15 protein-coding genes, 4 tRNA genes and 1 rRNA gene are annotated in these 20,222 nt (G+C 46.4%); 17 read left to right on the top strand and 3 right to left on the bottom strand.

What is annotated here, in order from left to right; translation table 11 throughout:
- Nucleotides 1–78: 78 nt before the first annotated feature.
- Nucleotides 79–194 (top strand): 5S ribosomal RNA (gene rrf / locus R3289_RS18080).
- 589 nt (nt 195–783) lie between these two features.
- Here rrf and pssA read toward each other — a convergent pair.
- Nucleotides 784–2,133: a CDP-diacylglycerol--serine O-phosphatidyltransferase gene (gene pssA / locus R3289_RS18075; protein ID WP_318927145.1), complete on the bottom strand. Its 1,350-nt coding sequence runs from the start codon at nt 2,131–2,133 to the stop codon at nt 784–786.
- A gap of 127 nt (nt 2,134–2,260) precedes the next feature.
- Nucleotides 2,261–2,686 (bottom strand): GNAT family N-acetyltransferase, encoded by a 426-nt coding sequence (locus R3289_RS18070; RefSeq protein ID WP_318927144.1) that lies wholly within the window; start codon nt 2,684–2,686, stop codon nt 2,261–2,263.
- A 75-nt stretch (nt 2,687–2,761) separates the two neighbouring features.
- On the opposite strand from R3289_RS18070, the gene murB reads away from it, so the two are divergent.
- From murB to rpoC, 16 genes are all read left to right on the top strand, one after another.
- Nucleotides 2,762–3,802 carry a UDP-N-acetylmuramate dehydrogenase gene (gene murB, locus R3289_RS18065; protein ID WP_318927143.1) on the top strand — a complete coding sequence of 347 codons (1,041 nt, stop codon included), beginning with the start codon at nt 2,762–2,764 and terminating at the stop codon, nt 3,800–3,802.
- Nucleotides 3,799–4,761: a bifunctional biotin--[acetyl-CoA-carboxylase] ligase/biotin operon repressor BirA gene (birA, locus tag R3289_RS18060; protein ID WP_318927141.1), complete on the top strand. Its 963-nt coding sequence runs from the start codon at nt 3,799–3,801 to the stop codon at nt 4,759–4,761. Before murB ends, birA begins: the two co-directional genes overlap by 4 nt.
- Nucleotides 4,761–5,492: a type III pantothenate kinase gene (locus R3289_RS18055; protein ID WP_318927139.1), complete on the top strand. Its 732-nt coding sequence runs from the start codon at nt 4,761–4,763 to the stop codon at nt 5,490–5,492. The genes birA and R3289_RS18055 overlap by 1 nt, the downstream gene beginning before the upstream one ends.
- A 95-nt stretch (nt 5,493–5,587) precedes the next feature.
- Nucleotides 5,588–5,663 (top strand) — tRNA-Thr (locus R3289_RS18050).
- Between the two features lie 17 nt (nt 5,664–5,680).
- Nucleotides 5,681–5,765, top strand: a tRNA-Tyr gene (locus R3289_RS18045).
- A gap of 38 nt (nt 5,766–5,803) precedes the next feature.
- Nucleotides 5,804–5,878 (top strand) — tRNA-Gly (locus R3289_RS18040).
- A gap of 12 nt (nt 5,879–5,890) precedes the next feature.
- A tRNA-Thr gene (locus tag R3289_RS18035) sits at nt 5,891–5,966 on the top strand.
- 105 nt (nt 5,967–6,071) lie between these two features.
- Nucleotides 6,072–7,256 carry an elongation factor Tu gene (gene tuf / locus R3289_RS18030; RefSeq protein WP_318927137.1) on the top strand — a complete coding sequence of 395 codons (1,185 nt, stop codon included), beginning with the start codon at nt 6,072–6,074 and terminating at the stop codon, nt 7,254–7,256.
- A gap of 217 nt (nt 7,257–7,473) precedes the next feature.
- Complete coding sequence (gene secE, locus R3289_RS18025) at nt 7,474–7,851, top strand: preprotein translocase subunit SecE (protein ID WP_318927136.1); 378 nt, start codon at nt 7,474–7,476, stop codon at nt 7,849–7,851.
- Nucleotides 7,852–7,862: 11 nt separating this feature from the next.
- Nucleotides 7,863–8,408: a transcription termination/antitermination protein NusG gene (gene nusG / locus R3289_RS18020; RefSeq protein ID WP_107284590.1), complete on the top strand. Its 546-nt coding sequence runs from the start codon at nt 7,863–7,865 to the stop codon at nt 8,406–8,408.
- Between the two features lie 124 nt (nt 8,409–8,532).
- Nucleotides 8,533–8,961, top strand: a complete 429-nt coding sequence (gene rplK, locus R3289_RS18015; RefSeq protein ID WP_107284591.1) for a 50S ribosomal protein L11 — start codon at nt 8,533–8,535, stop codon at nt 8,959–8,961.
- Nucleotides 8,962–8,965: 4 nt separating this feature from the next.
- Nucleotides 8,966–9,667, top strand: a complete 702-nt coding sequence (gene rplA / locus R3289_RS18010) for a 50S ribosomal protein L1 (RefSeq protein ID WP_318927134.1) — start codon at nt 8,966–8,968, stop codon at nt 9,665–9,667.
- Between the two features lie 256 nt (nt 9,668–9,923).
- Complete coding sequence (gene rplJ / locus R3289_RS18005; RefSeq protein WP_318927132.1) at nt 9,924–10,418, top strand: 50S ribosomal protein L10; 495 nt, start codon at nt 9,924–9,926, stop codon at nt 10,416–10,418.
- Nucleotides 10,419–10,478: 60 nt separating this feature from the next.
- Nucleotides 10,479–10,841, top strand: a complete 363-nt coding sequence (gene rplL / locus R3289_RS18000) for a 50S ribosomal protein L7/L12 (RefSeq protein ID WP_318927131.1) — start codon at nt 10,479–10,481, stop codon at nt 10,839–10,841.
- A 223-nt stretch (nt 10,842–11,064) separates the two neighbouring features.
- Nucleotides 11,065–15,090 carry a DNA-directed RNA polymerase subunit beta gene (gene rpoB, locus R3289_RS17995; protein WP_318927130.1) on the top strand — a complete coding sequence of 1,342 codons (4,026 nt, stop codon included), beginning with the start codon at nt 11,065–11,067 and terminating at the stop codon, nt 15,088–15,090.
- Between the two features lie 96 nt (nt 15,091–15,186).
- On the top strand, nt 15,187–19,401 hold the full coding sequence (rpoC, locus tag R3289_RS17990; RefSeq protein ID WP_318927129.1) for a DNA-directed RNA polymerase subunit beta': 4,215 nt from the start codon (nt 15,187–15,189) through the stop codon (nt 19,399–19,401).
- Nucleotides 19,402–19,659: 258 nt separating this feature from the next.
- On the opposite strand, the gene rsd is transcribed toward rpoC, so the two are convergent.
- A complete protein-coding gene (gene rsd, locus R3289_RS17985) occupies nt 19,660–20,142 on the bottom strand; it encodes a sigma D regulator (protein ID WP_318927128.1) in 483 nt (160 codons plus the stop codon).
- Nucleotides 20,143–20,222 lie beyond the last annotated feature (80 nt).

Genomic DNA, 20,222 nt, shown 5'->3' with positions numbered 1-20,222 from the left:
TTTGAGAACGATTTGACAGCTAGTTAGTTTTTCCAAGATTGCTATTGCCGGTTATTGGCCGGGAATAAACAGAATTTGTCTGGCGACCATAGCGCTGTGGCCCCACCTGATCCCATGCCGAACTCAGAAGTGAAACGCAGTAGCGCCGATGGTAGTGTGGGGTCTCCCCATGTGAGAGTAGGTCATCGCCAGGCGCCAAATCTTAAAAGGCCATCCTAACGGATGGCCTTTTTTCGTTGTGTGCTAAGCATGGCGTCATTCAAATAACAAGTTGTAAAATTAATGGTTCAGATTTACCTATTATTAATAGAACATTACTGATAGTGTTTTTGGGAGGTCAGTCAAAACGTATTCCATCCAGTGCAAACTTTATCAGTAATGTCTTCATAGTTGTCTAATGAAGTTTTGGATAGCCATTACTATCATAGCAAACGCCAAATTTGTTCAATTGGATTTAGTGCTGATGAACAGTGAGGGTATTTGACGATACTGACTATTGATAAATCTTTCAGTATACCCACCGGCACCACCCATATTCAAAAAGATGTTATTGTTCTAATTTCGCTTACTCAATAGCCAATCAATTACGTCAGCGCTGAAGTGAGGAGGGTACTGTAGTATTGCATTCAATCCAGATTTCGTTAGCCGGGAGCACATATTTGGCCGTATCAGTAAACCCGTAGTGCAATGAGAAAAGGAACAATTTGATCCTCTTCTAGTACAGGGAACTGAATGTACGCTGAGGATCAATATCAATGGCTACGATAGCTAGGCTTTGAGTCCTTAAAGAATCTGATTAAGGATGTGATCGGCTTTAATTCGGCGGATACGCTTAATCAGCTTTCTAACCTGAGCAGGGTAAGTGTCGACTTTCTCGATAAACTTATAGCTACCGACAAGCTGAGTATGACTCAAAATACAATCGAGTTCTTGCTGCTTCTGGTCTGCCAATAGCTGGTTCTTATCATGGACCAAGATGGCATTTTCCAAGTCTAGCTTCCAGGCTCTAGGGTTAAGGTTATTGCCTGTGATCAGCATATAGCTCCGATCTACCCAGATCCCTTTTAAATGGAAACTATTGTCATTGTGCTTCCAAAGATGAATAGCTAACTGACGACGAGCAATCGCGGCTTCGTTGTGTTTGGCGAAATTACGAAGATTAACTTCATATAAATAAGGCAGACCAGCAATGGTTTTAAATGGCTCGCTAGGCGGGATGTAAAAGTCATTTGCTGTTTTATCACCAACAATAACGGTTACCTTTACACCCCGTCGGATTGCTCTCTTAACTTCACGGCTAATCATGCGTGGAAAGTTAAAATAGGGTGTGCAGATAGTCAGTTCTTTCTGTGCACTTGCTATCAACGTGCAAATATGTTGATTCAGTTTATTCTTTCGCTTGCCCAGACCTATAAGCGGTGTTAAGCCTACCTGATCGTCAGCGATAGAATCGGGAGGGAAGGAATAGCTCGCACGCTGTAATTGACTGCGTAGGTCTTTGATAGCCCCTTTTAATGTTTTAGTCTCTGGACGTATGGGCTGACTTAAGCAATTGACGGCATCACTATTAGCCAGAGTCTCAACGATGAACCTAGCCATGCTATCAGCAAGGTGTATATTTTTTATGACATGATACCGGTCATAACGATAACGTTGATGTTGCGCTAGGTATACATCGTTCAGGCTAGCACCGCTATAGATAACTTTATCATCGATCACAAAGCCCTTAAGGTGAAGAACGCCGAACAATTCTCGGTTACGTACCGGTACCCCTAATACATCAATCTGATGTTGGTAGGATTCTGCAAATTCACGATATAGTGCAGCATTACCATCTGATTTAACTGCACCAATAAGTCCTCGTTGGGCACGATGCCAATCAACAAGTACTTTGATGTCTAACGCAGGATTTGCTTGTTTCGCTTCATAAAGCGCAGTCAGAATATCCCGGCCCGCTTCATCGTCTTGCAGATATAATGCAACAAGATAAATACGTTGTTTGGCTTGGGTTATTTCCTTATGTAGCCGTTTACGGAAAGATCCTGCATCTAGAAGTGTCTCTAAATCTTCCGGCTGGTGTGCAATACATGGCAATTGCTCAATGCGTTGCCTATTAGCAATAGCTGAATCCATTATCGCCTCGTTTATGCGACCTATATAAGATAAATCTGTTAATTAAGAGAGCAATTATATCAGAAAATCATCTGATTCCATGTATACCAATACTGGGTTGTGTCACGGATGGGCTGAAAACTGTAAATTAGTGTTGATATCGCATTGCAATCAGCTCTTTACCACTCAGGCGATAACGCTGGATCCTGATCGCCAAAGGTTCTGGCAGCTCATCGTCTTTTATTACTGTAAAACCTGATTCCTGATACAATTTTTCCAGATGACTGAAGGCAAAACAAAAACATGGCGTACGGATTAATTGCTCATTGCTCGCTGTAATCAGCTGCTTGGCGATACCGCTACTGCGACGTTCTGGATGGACTAACATACCGGTGAGCAATTGATAATATTCAAATTGCTTAAATCTAACACAACAGATTATCCCGCTGGTATTCTCTCCTATCCAGATGATTTCATCTTTTTTAGCTTTACCTGCTGGATAATAGGATTTATAGAAGCGATTAATCAGTGGGAAGCGTAGAGATTCTAAAGGGTGGAATTTAATCTTGCTCATGGGAAAACACTGCGTAGTTAGGATGAATCAGTTAAAATGCAGCCAATAGTATAAAAGGTATGGTTCGATATTAGCATGAGATTTTTGCAAAAGAGGTCACTGGCACCTTTTCACACCTTCGGTATCGAGGTAACAGCGGATCACATTATTGTTGCGGAATCTACTCAGGATCTGGTGGCCATTTGGCAGGATGAGCAATATCGGGCTTTGCCCAAGTTGATTGTCGGACAGGGCAGTAACTTGCTGTTCTGTCAAAACTACGCTGGCGTGATTGTATTAAACCGTATTGCTGGTATTGATATAACAGAAACCGCCGATGAGTATCACCTGCACGTCGGAGCCGGCGAAAACTGGCATGATCTGGTTCACTGGTCAGTGGAAAATAAGATGCCGGGTTTGGAAAATCTGGCTTTGATCCCCGGGTGTGTGGGCTCATCGCCAATTCAAAATATTGGTGCATATGGTGTTGAACTGAAGGACGTCTGCCAGTATGTCGATGTGGTTGAGCTGAACACTGGCAAACCTTCCCGAATATTGGCTTCAGATTGCCAGTTCGGCTATCGAGACTCTATTTTCAAGCATGCACTGAAGAATACTCATGCGATCGTTGCTGTCGGATTGAAGCTGTCTAAAGCGTGGCGACCTAATGCCACTTACGGCCCTTTGGCACAGTTTGCCTCTGAGACCGTAACGGCCAAAAAGATATTTGATGAAGTATGCCGTATTCGTCAGCAGAAGCTGCCGGATCCCATGATTTTAGGCAATGCAGGAAGTTTTTTCAAAAACCCTATTGTTGATAAGACCAAGCGAGAGCAGCTGATGGCAACTCATCCGAACATGCCAAGTTATGAAATGGAGGATGGATCCTTCAAGCTCGCTGCGGGCTGGTTGATTGACCAATGTGGCCTGAAAGGCTATCAGGTAGGAGGGGCTAAAGTACATGAGAAGCAAGCACTGGTATTAGTCAACTGCGCACGGGCAACCGCCAGAGATGTGCTTGTTCTCGCACGAGATGTGGTCTTTGCGGTTGAAGAGAGGTTTACTGTCACTCTAGAGCATGAAGTACGTTTCATGGCTGCCGATAAAGAAACCAATCTGGTAGAGGTTATGTCATGAAAGAGCACTCTACGCGCTTGGCATTAGTGGCCATGATGTCTGACGGTAAATTTCATTCAGGAGAAGCGTTGGGAGAGTCTCTTGGAATCTCCAGGTCAGCAATAAGTAAACATATCATGCAATTACAGGGATGGGGTCTAGATGTCTATCGAGTGCGGGGGAAAGGCTACTGTCTGGCATCAAAATTGGAACTGCTTGATTGCGATAAAATTTCAGCTCAGGTAAAGTGCCCGAGCTTAGATCTCATACCCGTTATCGATTCAACCAATCAGTTTCTACTCGACCGGGTCGGCCAGTTACCTCAAGGTGCCATTTGTTTAGCTGAATATCAGCAGGCAGGCCGAGGACGTCGGGGGCGGCAATGGCTGTCTCCTTTTGGTAGTAACTTGTATCTCTCTATGTATTGGCGACTTGATGCCGGGATGGCTGCTGCGATGGGGTTAAGTCTTGTTGTTGGCATCGCTATCGCTGAAGCGTTACAAACACTGGGTGCTGACGAGATTAGAGTGAAATGGCCTAATGATTTGTATTATCGAGATAAGAAGTTGGCCGGTATTCTCATTGAGATGACAGGGCAGACGGGAGAGGCCGCCCACCTTGTTATAGGTATGGGACTCAATGTTGCCATGACGGCTCAGGAAGGAACAGGTATTGATCAGGCCTGGACCAACCTGGTACAGGCGTGTGATGACCTACCTGAGCGAAATCAATTAGCCGCGGCATTGATTGAGCGACTACATGAAACGCTAACGGCTTATGAGAAAATCGGTCTCGGTGGCTTTATCGATCGCTGGAATAAATTAGATAACTTTTTGAACCGCCCTGTTAAATTATTGATAGGTGAGCGCGTGGTCGAAGGAATTGCCCGCGGCATTGATAAACAGGGTGCCTTATTACTTGAAACCGATGCGGGTATTGAGCCGTATATCGGTGGTGAAATCAGCCTTAGAGGTTGTTGATGCAATTATTAATTGAAGCGGGTAACACTTATGTCAAAGTTGCCCAATTATTTGAATCTGGACATTTTGAACTGTTAGGCCGTTACCCTAGCCGTAAATTAGAAATGGTACTTGAGCCACTATTAGAAAAAGGAATTAATAGAATAGTGTTTGCTAGTGTCGGGCCCGTCGAGGTTGATAATTCAATCCAACGCATTGCTCAGATGGCTAATATCCCTGTCATGCAGGTGAAGACGCTACGTAAAGACTTTGGTGTTAAGAATGCGTATTCTGAATATCAATACCTTGGCGTTGATCGTTGGCTGACCCTTGTCGCAGTCAGACAAGAGTTTAAAAAACCAACAGTCATCATCGATATTGGGACCGCCTTGACGTTTGACGTGCTCGCTGAAGACGGTAAGCACTTGGGGGGGTGGATTGCACCTGGTTATCAGTTAATGATGCAATCGGTACTGGAAAATACCCGTAAAGTTTTCTCTGATCGTGAGCATGGAGAACATATAGCGTTCGCAGATAATACGGCGGATGGTCTGAAAAATGGCTGTCGGGCAGCACTGATCGGGTTAATCGAATATGGCCTTAAGCAGGCAAAAGATAAACTCGGGACAAACCCCGAAGTGATCCTATGTGGCGGAGGAATGCGACATCTACCGATACACTGGTCAAAACGCTATTTGCACCGTTCGGAGTTGGTCTTAGAGGGGTTGGCCCTGTATGCAAAATGCCGATGATGACTAAATTTGAGACGGTTAAAGGAAAAAAATAAAAAAAACTCGTAAAGGTATTGCAAGCCTATAAATGATTAACTAGAATGCGCAGCAATTACGCCGACTTAGCTCAGTAGGTAGAGCAACTGACTTGTAATCAGTAGGTCACCAGTTCGATTCCGGTAGTCGGCACCAGTTTTCGCTATACCCCTGGAGGGGTTCCCGAGTGGCCAAAGGGATCAGACTGTAAATCTGACGGCTCCGCCTTCGAAGGTTCGAATCCTTCCCCCTCCACCATTTTCAAGTAGTTTGATAGCTCTACGAGTTACGAGTTTGCGGGCATCGTATAATGGCTATTACCTCAGCCTTCCAAGCTGATGATGCGGGTTCGATTCCCGCTGCCCGCTCCACACTTCTTGTGTGCTGATATAGCTCAGTTGGTAGAGCGCACCCTTGGTAAGGGTGAGGTCGGCGGTTCGAATCCGCCTATCAGCACCATCTCTTCTCCAAGTCGCTTTCAAACCATTTGATATATACTCTACAAACCCATGTTTGGTTGTGTGGTCGTAATGCCACCTAATGCCGTGTCTAGAGGGACTATCTATGTCTAAAGAAAAATTTGAACGTCTTAAGCCACACGTTAACGTTGGTACTATCGGCCACGTTGACCATGGTAAAACGACTCTAACTGCTGCTATCTGTACAGTTTTGGCAAAAGTATACGGCGGTGTTGCTAAAGACTTCGCATCTATCGATAACGCTCCAGAAGAGCGCGAGCGCGGTATCACCATCTCTACTTCTCACGTAGAGTACGATACTCCAAGTCGTCACTACGCCCACGTTGACTGCCCAGGACACGCCGATTATGTGAAAAACATGATCACAGGTGCAGCTCAGATGGATGGTGGTATCCTGGTTGTTGCGGCAACTGATGGCCCTATGCCTCAGACCCGTGAGCACATCCTTCTTGGTCGTCAGGTTGGTATCCCTTACATCATCGTATTCATGAACAAATGTGACATGGTTGATGATGAAGAGCTACTAGAACTTGTCGAAATGGAAGTTCGTGAACTTCTTTCTGAGTACGACTTCCCTGGTGATGACTGCCCAGTGATCATGGGGTCTGCACTAGGCGCACTTAACGGTGAAGCTCAGTGGGAAGAGAAGATCATTGAACTAGCGGAAGCTCTAGATAACTACATCCCAGAGCCAGAGCGTGCAATCGATCGTCCGTTCATCCTTCCTATCGAAGATGTATTCTCAATCCAGGGCCGTGGTACTGTTGTAACGGGCCGTGTTGAGCAAGGCATCGTTCGCGTTGGTGACGAAGTTGCTATTGTTGGTATCAAAGAAACCATCACTACGACTTGTACTGGTGTAGAGATGTTCCGTAAGCTTCTTGACGAAGGCCGTGCTGGTGAGAACGTTGGTGTTCTTCTGCGTGGTACTAAGCGTGACGAAGTTGAGCGTGGTCAGGTTCTTGCTAAGCCTGGTTCAATTACTCCGCACACTACTTTTGAGTCAGAAATTTATGTTCTGTCCAAAGATGAAGGTGGCCGTCACACTCCATTCTTCAAAGGCTACCGTCCACAGTTCTACTTCCGTACAACTGACGTAACTGGTACTATCGAGCTACCAGAAGGCGTTGAAATGGTAATGCCTGGTGATAACGTTCAGATGAAAGTGACTCTAATCGCACCAATCGCGATGGATGAAGGTCTGCGTTTTGCGATCCGTGAAGGCGGTCGTACAGTTGGTGCTGGTGTTGTTGCTAAGATCTTCGAATAAGATTTGACGACAAGGTACCAAAAGGGCATCATTTGATGCCCTTTTTCTGCGTCTGATTTTTGATTCGTGTGATTTTTAGTCAAAGGCGCAGAGTAAAAGTTCGTTGAGATGAAGTTTTTTTATAATGTCATTAAAGGTTTAGTCCTTTCCTTCATTTAGGACCTCGCACTAGCGGGGTCGTTTTCGTCTATATTGAGACTAGTTACAGGTTGGTTGTATGAAAGCGAATGCCGAAAACCAAAGCAGCCCGAGCAGTATGGATGGCCTTAAGTGGGTCGCTGTATTTGCTTTGCTTGCTGCCGCTGTGGTTGGTAATTACCTGTACAGTGATGTTTCTGTAGTGTTGCGCGCAGCCGCGATAGTAGTGCTTGTTGCTGCTGCTGGTGGTATTGCCGCACTTACAGCAAAAGGTAAAACCGCGATCACGTTTGCACGTGAATCGCGCATGGAAGTCCGCAAAGTGGTATGGCCTACTCGTCAGGAAGCTACGCAGACAACCTTTATCGTTTTAGCCGTCACTGTCATTATGGCGTTAGCCTTGTGGGGGATTGACGGCATTATGGTCCGTTTAGTCCGCCTAGTTACCGGTGTGTGAGGTAAGAGTTCATGAGCGAAGCTCCAAAAAAACGATGGTATGTAGTACAGGCTTTCTCCGGCTTTGAAGGTCGTGTTGCGCAGTCACTACGTGAGCATATCAAAATGCACAGCATGGAAGATTACTTTGATGAGGTACTCGTACCGACCGAGGAAGTGGTTGAAATGCGTGCTGGCCAGCGTCGGAAGAGTGAACGTAAGTTCTTCCCTGGTTATGTGCTTGTACAGATGGTAATGAATGACGAGACATGGCACCTGGTACGTAGTATTCCTCGTGTAATGGGGTTCATTGGCGGTACATCTGACCGCCCTGCTCCTATCTCTGATAAAGAGGCGGATGCGATTCTTAATCGTCTGCAGCAGGCGAGTGAATCACCAGTCCATAAGACAGTATTCGAGCCGGGTGAAGTGGTTCGCGTTACTGATGGTCCATTTGCTGATTTCAACGGTGTTGTTGAAGAAGTGGATTATGCCAAGAGCCGCGTGAAGGTTTCCGTGTCGATCTTTGGCCGCGCAACTCCGGTTGAGCTAGAGTTCGGCCAGGTAGAAAAGAACTGATCGATTAGTAATCAGTTTGTATTGTCAGGGGCGGGGGATTGAACTATAATTTCGCGCCCTTTCGTTAGACGGGGAGTCTGTTTCTGAAAACAGACGTTTGAACCCAAATTTTAGGTATATAGCAATGGCTAAAAAAGTAGAAGCGTACATCAAGCTGCAGGTTGCAGCTGGTGCAGCAAACCCAAGTCCACCAGTTGGTCCTGCTCTAGGTCAACACGGTGTTAACATCATGGAATTCTGTAAAGCGTTTAACGCTAAGACTGACTCAGTTGAGAAAGGTCTTCCAACTCCTGTTGTTATCACAGTATACAGCGACCGTTCTTTCACGTTCATCACTAAGACTCCACCTGCTGCAGTTCTTCTTAAGAAAGCAGCCGGCGTTAAGTCTGGTTCTGGCCGTCCTAACACTGAGAAAGTTGGTACTGTTACTGACGCTCAGATTCAGGAAATCGCTGAAACTAAAGCAGCCGATATGACTGGTGCTGACATCGAAGCTATGAAGCGTTCGATTGCTGGTACTGCTCGTTCAATGGGCCTAGTGGTAGAGGGTTAAGACAATGGCAAAACTGACTAAACGCATGCGCGTAATCCGTGACAAAGTTGATTCTACAAAAGAGTACGATATCAACGAAGCTGTTGCTCTTCTTAAAGAACTAGCTACTGCTAAATTCGTAGAAAGTGTTGACGTTGCTGTTAACCTTGGTATCGATGCTCGTAAATCAGATCAAAACGTACGTGGTGCAACAGTACTGCCACACGGTACTGGTCGTGACATCCGCGTTGCTGTGTTCACTCAAGGTGCAAACGCAGAAGCAGCTAAAGAAGCTGGCGCAGATCTAATCGGTATGGAAGATCTTGCTGACCAAGTTAAGAAAGGTGTCATGGACTTTGACGTTGTTATCGCATCTCCAGATGCAATGCGCGTTGTTGGCCAATTAGGTACTATTCTTGGTCCTCGCGGTCTGATGCCAAACCCTAAAGTTGGCACTGTAACGCCTAACGTTGCTGAAGCAGTTAAAAATGCTAAAGCAGGTCAGGTTCGTTACCGTAACGACAAAAATGGCATCATCCACACTACCATCGGTAAAGTAGATTTTGACGCTGCAAACCTTAAAGAGAACCTAGAAGCACTTCTGGTTGCTCTGAAGAAAGCGAAGCCTTCTTCTGCTAAAGGTACTTTCATCAAGAAAGTAAGCATCTCTACCACGATGGGTGCAGGTGTGTCGTTAGACCAGAACACTCTGGCAGCTAGCGTATAATAATTTGCAGAATTGTCAGGTTAGTGTATAATCTGGCGTTCACAAATTCATGGCTGAGGCTAATTGCTTGTAAATTAGCCTTCGTCAAAGACCGTAGGTGTTCTCAGGAACTTAATTTTACCTACGTAGACGGTGCCAGAACATGATTGATGTTAAGTCTTTCTTGGATCTGCGCCGTAAGACTCTCCTGTCATTCTGACAGTGAGTGGTGTAATGACTGGGGTAACCCAGCAAAAAAATCCAGGAGCTATATCCAATGGCATTAAATCTTCAAGACAAAAAAGCAATTGTTGCTGAAGTCAACGAAGCTGCCAATGGTGCCCTGTCTGCAGTTGTTGCTGACTCTCGTGGTGTTGCAGTTGGTGCGATGACTTCTCTACGTAAACAAGCTCGTGAAAACGGCGTTTACTTGAAAGTTGTTCGTAACACTCTGGCACGCCGCGCAGTTGAAGGTACTGAATTTGAATGTCTGAAAGACGTTTTCGTTGGTCCTTCACTAATCGGTTTCTCTAATGAGCACCCAGGTGCTGCAGCGCGTCTTTTCAAAGACTTCGCTAAAGAGAATAAAGATTTCGAGTTCAAAGCAGCCGCATTCGAAGGCGCTGTTGTTGACGCAGAAGTTCTTGCGACACTACCAACTTACGACGAAGCTATTGCACGCCTGATGATGTGCATGAAAGAAGCTTCAGCTGGCAAGCTGGTACGTACTATCGCAGCTGTACGCGATCAGAAAGAAGAAGCAGCGGCGTAATCGTCCCTGTTTTATCTGAACGCTATATTAAATTAATTGTTGATTTCAAAGAGAATTGTTATGTCTATCACTAACGAGCAAATCCTAGACGCAGTTGCAGAAATGTCTGTAATGCAAGTTGTTGAGCTTATCGAAGCTATGGAAGAGAAATTCGGTGTTTCAGCTGCAGCAGCAGTTGTAGCAGGCGGCGCAGCTGAAGTAGCTGAAGAGCAAACTGAGTTTGACGTAATCCTAACAGCTGTTGGTTCACAGAAAGTACAAGTTATCAAAGCTGTACGTGGCGCAACTGGCCTAGGTCTTAAAGAAGCTAAAGCAGTCGTTGACGGCGCTCCAGCATCTCTAAAAGAAGGTGTTGATAAAGCTGAAGCTGAAGCTCTTAAAGCTCAGCTAGAAGAAGTTGGTGCTACTGTTGAAATTAAGTAATTATTACTTAATTTCTTAGCCTGTAAAGGCTAATGGCTGGTGGCTGATTGCCACCGGCCTTTTTGCGCTGTAGGGTAATGGTATTTTTCACATTGTTTTGTAACTATTATCCACGCAAAAAGCAGCCCTGATTCTTCAGAGTTGTTCCTACAATAAACAGTGTTATTAGTCACTGTCCCCTGGTTGGACAGTTTGGATCACTTATTAGCGATCTGAGGAACCTATGGTTTACTCTTATACCGAGAAAAAGCGTATCCGTAAGGATTTTGGTAAGCGTCCACGCGTTTTGGATGCACCATACTTGCTGTCGATCCAGCTTGATTCTTTTCAGAAGTTCATCGAGCAGGATCCAGAAGGGCATTACGGTCTAGAAGCTGCCTTTCGTTCTGTTTTTCCAATTCAGAGCTATAATGGCAATTCCGAGCTGCAATACGTTAGCTATCGTCTCGGTGAGCCTGTCTTCGATGTCAAAGAATGTCAAATTCGTGGCGTAACTTACTCTGCACCACTTCGTGTGAAGCTACGTCTTGTCATGTATGACAAAGACGCGCCGGCTGGCACTGTAAAAGACATTAAAGAACAAGAAGTTTACATGGGCGAAATTCCGCTCATGACAGATAACGGTACTTTCGTTATTAACGGAACCGAGAGGGTTATCGTATCCCAGCTGCACCGTAGCCCGGGTGTCTTCTTCGACAGCGATAAGGGTAAAACCCACTCCTCAGGTAAAGTGTTATATAACGCACGCGTAATCCCATACCGTGGTTCATGGTTGGATTTCGAGTTTGATCCTAAGGATAACGTATTCGTACGTATCGACCGTCGTCGTAAGCTGCCGGCTTCAATCATTCTGCGCGCATTGGATTATACCACTGAGCAGATCCTTGACATGTTCTTCGATAAAGTTAACTTCGAAGTTCAGGGTAAGTCACTGGTTATGGAACTGGTGCCTGATCGTCTACGTGGCGAAACTGCAAGCTTCAATATTGAAGCGAACGGTAAAACCTACGTCGAGCAAGGCCGTCGTATCACCGCTCGTCATATTCGCCAGTTAGGCAAAGACGGTATTGATCACATTGAAGTGCCGGTTGAATACATCGTTGGCAAAATCGCATCACGTGATTATGTGAACGAAGAGACTGGCGAGCTAATTGTGCCGGCTAACCAGGAATTAAGCCTGGAGTCTCTGGCACTACTGTCGCAGGCTGGTCATAAGTCTATCGAAGTTCTGTTTACGAACGACCTAGACTACGGTCCGTACATGTCTGATACCTTGCGTGTCGACAACACTACTGACCGTTTGAGTGCGCTAGTTGAAATCTATCGCATGATGCGTCCTGGTGAGCCACCGACACGCGAAGCTGCTGAACAACTGTTTAATAGTCTGTTCTTCTCTGAAGACCGTTATGACTTGTCAGCGGTTGGTCGTATGAAGTTCAACAGTTCTCTTCTTCGTGATGAGATCACAGGTTCAGGTACGCTAGACAATCAAGACATCATTGAAGTGATGCGTAAACTGATCGAAATTCGTAACGGCCGCGGTGAAGTTGATGATATCGACCACCTGGGTAACCGTCGTATTCGTTCAGTTGGCGAAATGGCTGAAAACCAGTTCCGCGTTGGTCTGGTTCGTGTTGAGCGTGCTGTTAAAGAACGTCTTAGCCTTGGCGATCTTGATGCCATCATGCCGCAAGATCTGATTAATGCTAAGCCAATTTCTGCTGCAGTGAAGGAGTTCTTCGGTTCTTCTCAGCTGTCTCAGTTTATGGACCAAAACAATCCGTTGTCAGAAGTTACTCACAAACGTCGTATTTCGGCGCTTGGTCCAGGTGGTCTGACTCGTGAACGTGCTGGCTTTGAAGTTCGAGATGTACACGCGACCCACTACGGTCGTCTATGTCCAATCGAAACGCCGGAAGGTCCAAACATCGGTCTAATCAACTCGCTGTCTGTCTATGCGCGTTGTAACTCTTACGGTTTCCTGGAAACACCATACCGTAAAGTGGTTGATGGTAGCGTTACTGACCAAATCGATTACCTGTCTGCTATTGAAGAAGGCCAGTATGTTATCGCTCAGGCGAATGCTGCGCTGGAAGAAGATGGTAGCTTCAGTGATGAACTTGTTACTGCCCGTCAGAAAGGTGATTCTGGCTTGCACCCACGCGACCATGTTCAATACATGGACGTTGCAACCAACCAGGTTGTATCTGTGGCGGCATCCCTGATTCCATTCCTAGAGCACGATGATGCTAACCGTGCACTTATGGGTGCGAACATGCAGCGTCAGGCTGTTCCAACATTACGTGCAGATAAGCCGTTGGTTGGTACAGGTATTGAGCGCTCTGTAGCGGTTGACTCCGGGGTAACAGCCGTAGCTAAACGTGGCGGTCAGGTTCAGTCTGTCGATGCTTCTCGTATCGTTGTTAAAGTGCACGAAAGCGAGCTAGTACCAGGCGAAGCTGGTATCGATATTTATAACCTTACTAAGTACACCCGTTCTAACCAGAACACCTGTATCAACCAGCGTCCAACTGTGATGCCGGGTGAGCCAGTGGCTCGTGGTGACGTACTGGCAGATGGTCCTTCGACCGATCTGGGTGAGCTTGCACTTGGCCAGAACATGCGTATCGCGTTCATGCCTTGGAACGGTTATAACTTCGAGGATTCCATCTTAGTTTCTGAACGTGTTGTACAGGAAGATCGCCTGACAACCATCCACATTCAAGAGCTTTCTTGTGTGGCGCGTGACACGAAACTGGGCTCTGAAGAAATCACGGCTGATATCCCTAACGTGGGTGAAGCTGCGCTTTCTAAGCTGGATGAATCTGGTGTTGTTTACATCGGTGCTGAAGTGAAAGGTGGCGATATTCTGGTAGGTAAAGTGACACCTAAGGGTGAAACTCAGCTGACACCGGAAGAGAAGCTACTGCGTGCAATCTTTGGTGAGAAAGCGTCTGACGTTAAAGACTCTTCTCTACGTGTGCCAAACTCTGTGTCTGGTACCATCATCGACGTTCAGGTCTTTACTCGCGATGGCGTAGAAAAAGACAAGCGTGCGCTTGAAATCGAAGAAATGCAGCTGAAAGAAGCGAAGAAAGATATCACAGAAGAATTCCAGATCCTTGAGGGTGGTCTTCTTGCTCGTGTTCGTACGCTTCTACTTTCTGCGGGTTACGGCGAAGATAAGTTTTCTTCAATGAACCGCGAAACTCTGTTTGCACAAACGCTGGATGACGAAGAACAGCAAAACCAACTCGAGCAGTTGGCAGAGCAGTACGACGAATTGAAAGCTGAGTTCGATAAGAAGTTTGAAACTAAGCGCCGTAAGATCACACAGGGTGATGACTTGGCACCGGGTGTCCTTAAAATTGTTAAGGTGTACCTAGCTGTTAAACGTCGTATCCAGCCTGGTGATAAGATGGCGGGTCGTCACGGTAACAAGGGTGTAATCTCTAAGATCAACCCTGTTGAAGATATGCCGTACGATGAAAAAGGTCAGACTGTCGACATCGTTCTGAACCCATTGGGTGTACCATCTCGTATGAACATCGGTCAGATCCTGGAGACTCATATGGGTCTTGCAGCGAAAGGTATCGGTGACAAGATCAACGAGATGCTGAAGCAGCAGCAGGAGCTACATAAGTTCCGTAACTTCCTGCAGAAAGTTTACGATCTGGGTGATACTCGCCAGAACGTCGACATTGCCGCTCTGTCAGACGACGAAGTGATGACGTTGGTTCAAAACTTGCGTAAGGGTCTGCCTATTGCAACGCCAGTATTTGATGGTGCTCCAGAAGAGTCAATCAAAGAACTGCTGAAGCTAGGTGACTTACCAGAGTCTGGTCAGCTGAAATTGTTTGACGGTCGCACCGGTGACATGTTTGAGCGTCCTGTAACTGTTGGTTACATGTACATGCTGAAACTTAACCACTTGGTTGATGACAAGATGCATGCCCGTTCTACCGGTTCTTACAGCCTTGTTACTCAGCAGCCGCTGGGTGGTAAAGCTCAGTTCGGTGGTCAGCGTTTCGGTGAGATGGAAGTATGGGCGCTTGAAGCATACGGCGCAGCATATACACTTCAAGAAATGCTAACCGTTAAGTCAGATGACGTTAACGGCCGTACGAAGATGTATAAAAACATCGTCGATGGAGATCATCGTATGGAACCTGGTATGCCGGAATCATTCAACGTACTGTTGAAAGAAATCCGCTCGTTGGGTATCAACATCGAGCTGGAAGACGAATAAGACTTGGTCTACCAAGCTTATTAGTTACTCCGGTATAAATATGAAGGCGCCAGAAGACTGGCGCCTTTATGGGTCAACTCCTCACAGGAGCCGAATGTGAAAGACTTACTTAAGTTTCTGAAAGCACAACATAAGACCGAAGAATTTGATGCAATCAAAATCGGTCTTGCTTCACCTGACATGATTCGCTCATGGTCTTTCGGTGAAGTAAAAAAGCCAGAAACCATCAACTACCGTACCTTTAAGCCTGAGCGTGACGGCCTTTTCTGTGCACGTATCTTTGGCCCAGTAAAAGACTACGAGTGTCTTTGTGGCAAATATAAGCGCCTTAAGCACCGTGGTGTGATTTGTGAAAAATGTGGTGTTGAAGTTACTCAGACCAAAGTACGTCGTGAGCGTATGGGTCACATTGAGCTAGCTTCACCTGTAGCCCACATCTGGTTCCTTAAGTCACTGCCATCTCGTATCGGTTTGTTAATGGATATTCCGCTGCGTGACATCGAGCGGGTACTTTACTTCGAATCGTACATTGTCATTGAACCAGGAATGACCAGTCTTGAGCGTAGTCAGCTACTGTCAGAAGAGCAGTATCTGGATGCACTTGAAGAATGGGGCGACGAATTCGACGCTAAAATGGGCGCAGAAGCGATTAAAGCATTACTGGGTAATATGGACCTGAATGCTGAAATCGAAAACATGCGTGAAGAGTTAGAAGAAACTAACTCTGAAACTAAGCGTAAAAAATTAACCAAGCGTTTAAAGCTTGTTGAAGCATTCTTACAGTCAGGTAACAACCCCGAGTGGATGATCCTGTCTGTTCTGCCAGTTCTACCGCCGGACCTTCGTCCGTTGGTACCGCTAGATGGTGGTCGTTTCGCAACCTCAGATCTGAATGATCTGTACCGTCGCGTCATTAACCGTAATAACCGTCTTAAGCGTCTATTGGACTTGGCCGCTCCTGATATTATCGTACGTAACGAAAAGCGTATGCTTCAGGAGTCTGTTGATGCATTGCTAGATAACGGTCGTCGTGGTCGCGCTATCACCGGTTCAAACAAACGTCCTCTGAAATCTTTGGCTGACATGATCAAAGGTAAGCAGGGTCGTTTCCGTCAGAACCTTCTTGGTAAGCGTGTTGACTACTCAGGTCGTTCTGTTATCACCGTAGGTCCATACCTGCGCCTGCACCAGTGTGGTCTTCCTAAGAAGATGGCACTAGAGCTATTTAAGCCATTCATCTACGGCAAGCTGGAGACCCGTGGTCTTGCGACTACGATCAAAGCGGCGAAGAAGATGGTTGAGCGCGAAGAAGCGGTTGTTTGGGATATCCTGGACGAAGTGATTCGTGAACACCCGGTAATGCTTAACCGTGCACCAACACTGCACCGTCTAGGTATCCAGGCATTTGAACCAGTACTAATCGAAGGTAAAGCGATTCAGCTTCACCCTCTAGTGTGTGCGGCCTATAACGCCGACTTCGATGGTGACCAGATGGCGGTACACGTACCTCTAACTCTGGAAGCGCAGCTTGAAGCTCGTGCACTGATGATGTCTACCAACAACATCCTATCGCCGGCGTCAGGTGATCCGATCATCGTACCGTCTCAGGATGTTGTATTGGGTCTTTACTACATGACCCGTGACAGAATTAACGCGAAGGGTGAAGGCATGTACCTTGCTGGACCTGCAGAAGCAGAGAAAGCATACCGTACTAAGAATGCAGAACTACACGCTCGCGTGAAAGTTCGTATCACTGAGCACCTCTATGATGAGCAAGGCAACTTGTCATCTGAAACCAAGCTAGTTGATACCACTGTTGGTCGTGCAATCCTGTGGCAGATCGTTCCTAAAGGTCTTCCGTACAGCCTTGTGAACACGGAAGCGCTAGGTAAGAAGCAAATCTCTAACCTACTTAACACGTGTTACCGTAAATTGGGCATGAAAGATACCGTTATCTTTGCTGACCAAATTATGTACACAGGTTTTGCTTACGCTGCATTGTCTGGTGTTTCTGTTGGTATCGACGATATGGTCATTCCTGCTGAAAAGTACACCAAAATTGCCGAAGCTGAAGCTGAAGTCGCAGAAATCCAAGAACAGTTCCAATCTGGTCTGGTAACTGCGGGTGAGCGTTACAACAAAGTGATTGATATCTGGGCAACAGCCAATGAGCAGGTTGCTAAAGCGATGATGGATAACCTGTCCTTCGACACCGTGATTAACCGTGACGGCGAAGAAGTGAAGCAGAAATCGTTCAACAGCGTTTACATGATGGCAGATTCTGGTGCTCGTGGTTCTGCGGCGCAGATTCGTCAGCTTGCAGGTATGCGTGGCCTGATGGCTAAGCCGGATGGCTCTATCATCGAAACACCGATCACTGCGAACTTCCGTGAAGGTCTGAACGTACTGCAGTACTTCATCTCTACTCACGGTGCTCGTAAGGGTCTTGCGGATACCGCACTGAAGACAGCAAACTCCGGTTACCTGACACGTCGTCTAGTAGACGTAGCACAAGACGTAGTAATTACTGCCGATGATTGTGGTACGCACGCTGGTATTACCATGATGCCTCTTATCGAGGGTGGTGACGTTAAAGAGCAACTTGGTGATCGCGTTCTTGGTCGTGTTGTTGCTGAAGATGTACTTAAGCCAGGTACTGAAGAAGTCCTTGCGCCACGTAACACACTTCTTGATGAGAAGTGGTGTAATATCTTGGAAGATAACTCAGTTGACCAGGTTAAGGTACGTTCGGTTGTAACGTGTGAAAATGACTTTGGTTGTTGTAAGTTCTGTTACGGTCGTGACCTGGCTCGTGGTCATCTGGTTAACACCGGTGAAGCAGTCGGCGTTGTTGCTGCTCAGTCTATCGGTGAGCCGGGTACACAGCTTACGATGCGTACGTTCCACATCGGTGGTGCAGCGTCACGTGCGGCAGCAGAAAACAGCATCCAGGTTAAGAATACTGGTTCGATGAAGCTTCACAACGCTAAGTTCGTAACGAACAGTGAAGGTAAGCTGGTTATTACTTCCCGTGCGTCAGAAATGACGGTTGTGGATGAGTTTGGTCGTACCAAGGAAAGCTACAAGCTTCCTTACGGTTCTATGCTAACTAAAGGTGATGGTGATTCAGTGACTGCAGCAGAAACTGTTGCAAACTGGGACCCGCATACAATGCCAATCATCACCGAGGTAGCTGGTCGCGTTCAGTTCGTTGACTTGATCGACGGCGTGACTGTGACTCGTCAAACGGATGAGCTGACAGGCCTGTCTTCTATCGTAATACTAGACGCTGCAGAGCGTACCAGTGCCGGTAAAGACATGCGTCCAACGGTTAAGCTGGTTGACGACAACGGCCACGATATAATGATCCCTGGCACAGATATGCCAGCTCAGTATTTCTTACCTGGTAAAGCGATTGTTCAGCTTGAAGACAGCGCGCTAGTAGGCATTGGTGACACGTTATCACGTATTCCTCAGGAATCTGGCGGTACTAAAGATATCACCGGTGGTCTGCCACGAGTCGCTGACTTGTTCGAAGCACGTAAGCCAAAAGAGCCTGCAATCCTAGCGGAAATTACAGGTGCTGTTTCTTTCGGTAAAGAGACTAAAGGTAAGCGTCGTCTGATCATCACTCCAAGTGAAGGCCAGCCATACGAAGAGATGATTCCTAAGTGGCGTCAGCTTAACGTATTCGAAGGTGAGAAGGTTGAATGTGGTGATGTGATCGCGGATGGTCCAGAAGCGCCGCACGATATCCTGCGTCTTCGTGGTGTTCACGCTGTTGCTGAGTACATCGTTAACGAAGTTCAGGAAGTTTACCGTCTACAGGGCGTTAAGATTAATGATAAGCACATTGAGACTATCATTCGTCAGATGCTTCGTAAGGTAACGATCAGTTCTGTTGGTGACTCTGAGTTCCTAGAAGGTGAGCAGGTAGAATTCTCTCGTGTGAATGTTGCTAACCGTAAGCTAGAAGCTGAAGGTAAAGCAGCTGCGACATTTAGCCGTGACCTGTTAGGTATCACTAAGGCGTCGCTAGCGACAGAATCGTTCATCTCGGCAGCTTCTTTCCAGGAAACGACTCGCGTACTAACAGAAGCTGCGGTTTCTGGTAAGCGTGATGAGTTACGTGGTCTGAAAGAAAACGTTATCGTTGGTCGCTTGATCCCTGCTGGTACCGGTTTCTCCTACCACCAGCAGCGTCAACGTAGACGTGATGCAGAGCTAGAGCCAGTAGCACCGCAGCTTGATTCAGAGCAAGCATCTCAAGATCTTGCTGCACTACTAAATGCCGGTCTAAGCGACGATTAATCGTTGACGTTTAGATAAGCAAAAAAAGGCATCCTTCGGGGTGCCTTTTTGTTTTTGGATGGCATCAAAACAGGCAGGTTGTTAGCACGCTTATAAGGCTTATCTTCGGGCTGACTAAGGCTGGAAAAAGAGAGGAGGAGTTTTGAGTTGATTGGACGACATTAAGAGGCGATGCAGGCAGGGCGTCGCATTTATACCAAACTGACTAATGATCAGTTTGGTATAAATGCTTCTCTGAACGATCATACTAATTGAATACTACGCGCCGGGAGGGCAGGCTAAACTTTCGCTAATGAGTTCAATCAGATTATCTTCAAACTCAAACCTCTGCTCCATCAACTCACCGATAGTAGAGAGATCCTGATCTAAATCCGGAATATCATCGTCATCGCTAATTGCACAATAGCGATCGGTAAAATTAAGAATCGGATCTGTGGTTTGGGTAATATCCGCGTAAAGTTTCGAGATTTCTTGGGTGGGTGAATAGCCCGTGGTTCTCCACTTATCCATGACCATATCATAAATTTTGAAATGGCCGGCAGAGATATAGTCGACAACTTGTTGGCAAAAGAGTTGTAATTGGCTGGAGGTGGGTAATTGGCGTGAATTATTTTCAAAAGGAGGCAGACCTGCCAGCTTACAGTAGTCGATCAGTAATTGCTGCCGGGACATCAGCCAGTGATCGATGACATCGCTGGTGCCGCCCCACTGTTGCTGAACTTGTTCGAATTTACTTAACATGGCCATACCCTCATGATCTATCAGTACAGTAACGGTGGTTACGAAAAAAAGCGTTATTAAAAAACCAAGCTACTAAATAC

Source organism: Photobacterium sp., from assembly GCF_033720175.1.
In the GTDB taxonomy this organism is placed as follows: domain Bacteria; phylum Pseudomonadota; class Gammaproteobacteria; order Enterobacterales; family Vibrionaceae; genus Photobacterium.
Note: the sequence above shows the minus strand (reverse complement) of the source record. Positions and strands in the feature narration are given on the sequence as shown.

What these genes read in the sequence shown, in the direction of transcription:
- pssA (WP_318927145.1), bottom strand. Translation starts at nt 2,133, where the DNA reads ATGGATTCAGCTATTGCTAATAGGCAACGCATTGAGCAATTGCCATGT.
- R3289_RS18070 (WP_318927144.1), bottom strand. Translation starts at nt 2,686, where the DNA reads ATGAGCAAGATTAAATTCCACCCTTTAGAATCTCTACGCTTCCCACTG.
- murB (WP_318927143.1), top strand. Translation starts at nt 2,762, where the DNA reads ATGAGATTTTTGCAAAAGAGGTCACTGGCACCTTTTCACACCTTCGGT.
- birA (WP_318927141.1), top strand. Translation starts at nt 3,799, where the DNA reads ATGAAAGAGCACTCTACGCGCTTGGCATTAGTGGCCATGATGTCTGAC.
- R3289_RS18055 (WP_318927139.1), top strand. Translation starts at nt 4,761, where the DNA reads ATGCAATTATTAATTGAAGCGGGTAACACTTATGTCAAAGTTGCCCAA.
- tuf (WP_318927137.1), top strand. Translation starts at nt 6,072, where the DNA reads ATGTCTAAAGAAAAATTTGAACGTCTTAAGCCACACGTTAACGTTGGT.
- secE (WP_318927136.1), top strand. Translation starts at nt 7,474, where the DNA reads ATGAAAGCGAATGCCGAAAACCAAAGCAGCCCGAGCAGTATGGATGGC.
- nusG (WP_107284590.1), top strand. Translation starts at nt 7,863, where the DNA reads ATGAGCGAAGCTCCAAAAAAACGATGGTATGTAGTACAGGCTTTCTCC.
- rplK (WP_107284591.1), top strand. Translation starts at nt 8,533, where the DNA reads ATGGCTAAAAAAGTAGAAGCGTACATCAAGCTGCAGGTTGCAGCTGGT.
- rplA (WP_318927134.1), top strand. Translation starts at nt 8,966, where the DNA reads ATGGCAAAACTGACTAAACGCATGCGCGTAATCCGTGACAAAGTTGAT.
- rplJ (WP_318927132.1), top strand. Translation starts at nt 9,924, where the DNA reads ATGGCATTAAATCTTCAAGACAAAAAAGCAATTGTTGCTGAAGTCAAC.
- rplL (WP_318927131.1), top strand. Translation starts at nt 10,479, where the DNA reads ATGTCTATCACTAACGAGCAAATCCTAGACGCAGTTGCAGAAATGTCT.
- rpoB (WP_318927130.1), top strand. Translation starts at nt 11,065, where the DNA reads ATGGTTTACTCTTATACCGAGAAAAAGCGTATCCGTAAGGATTTTGGT.
- rsd (WP_318927128.1), bottom strand. Translation starts at nt 20,142, where the DNA reads ATGTTAAGTAAATTCGAACAAGTTCAGCAACAGTGGGGCGGCACCAGC.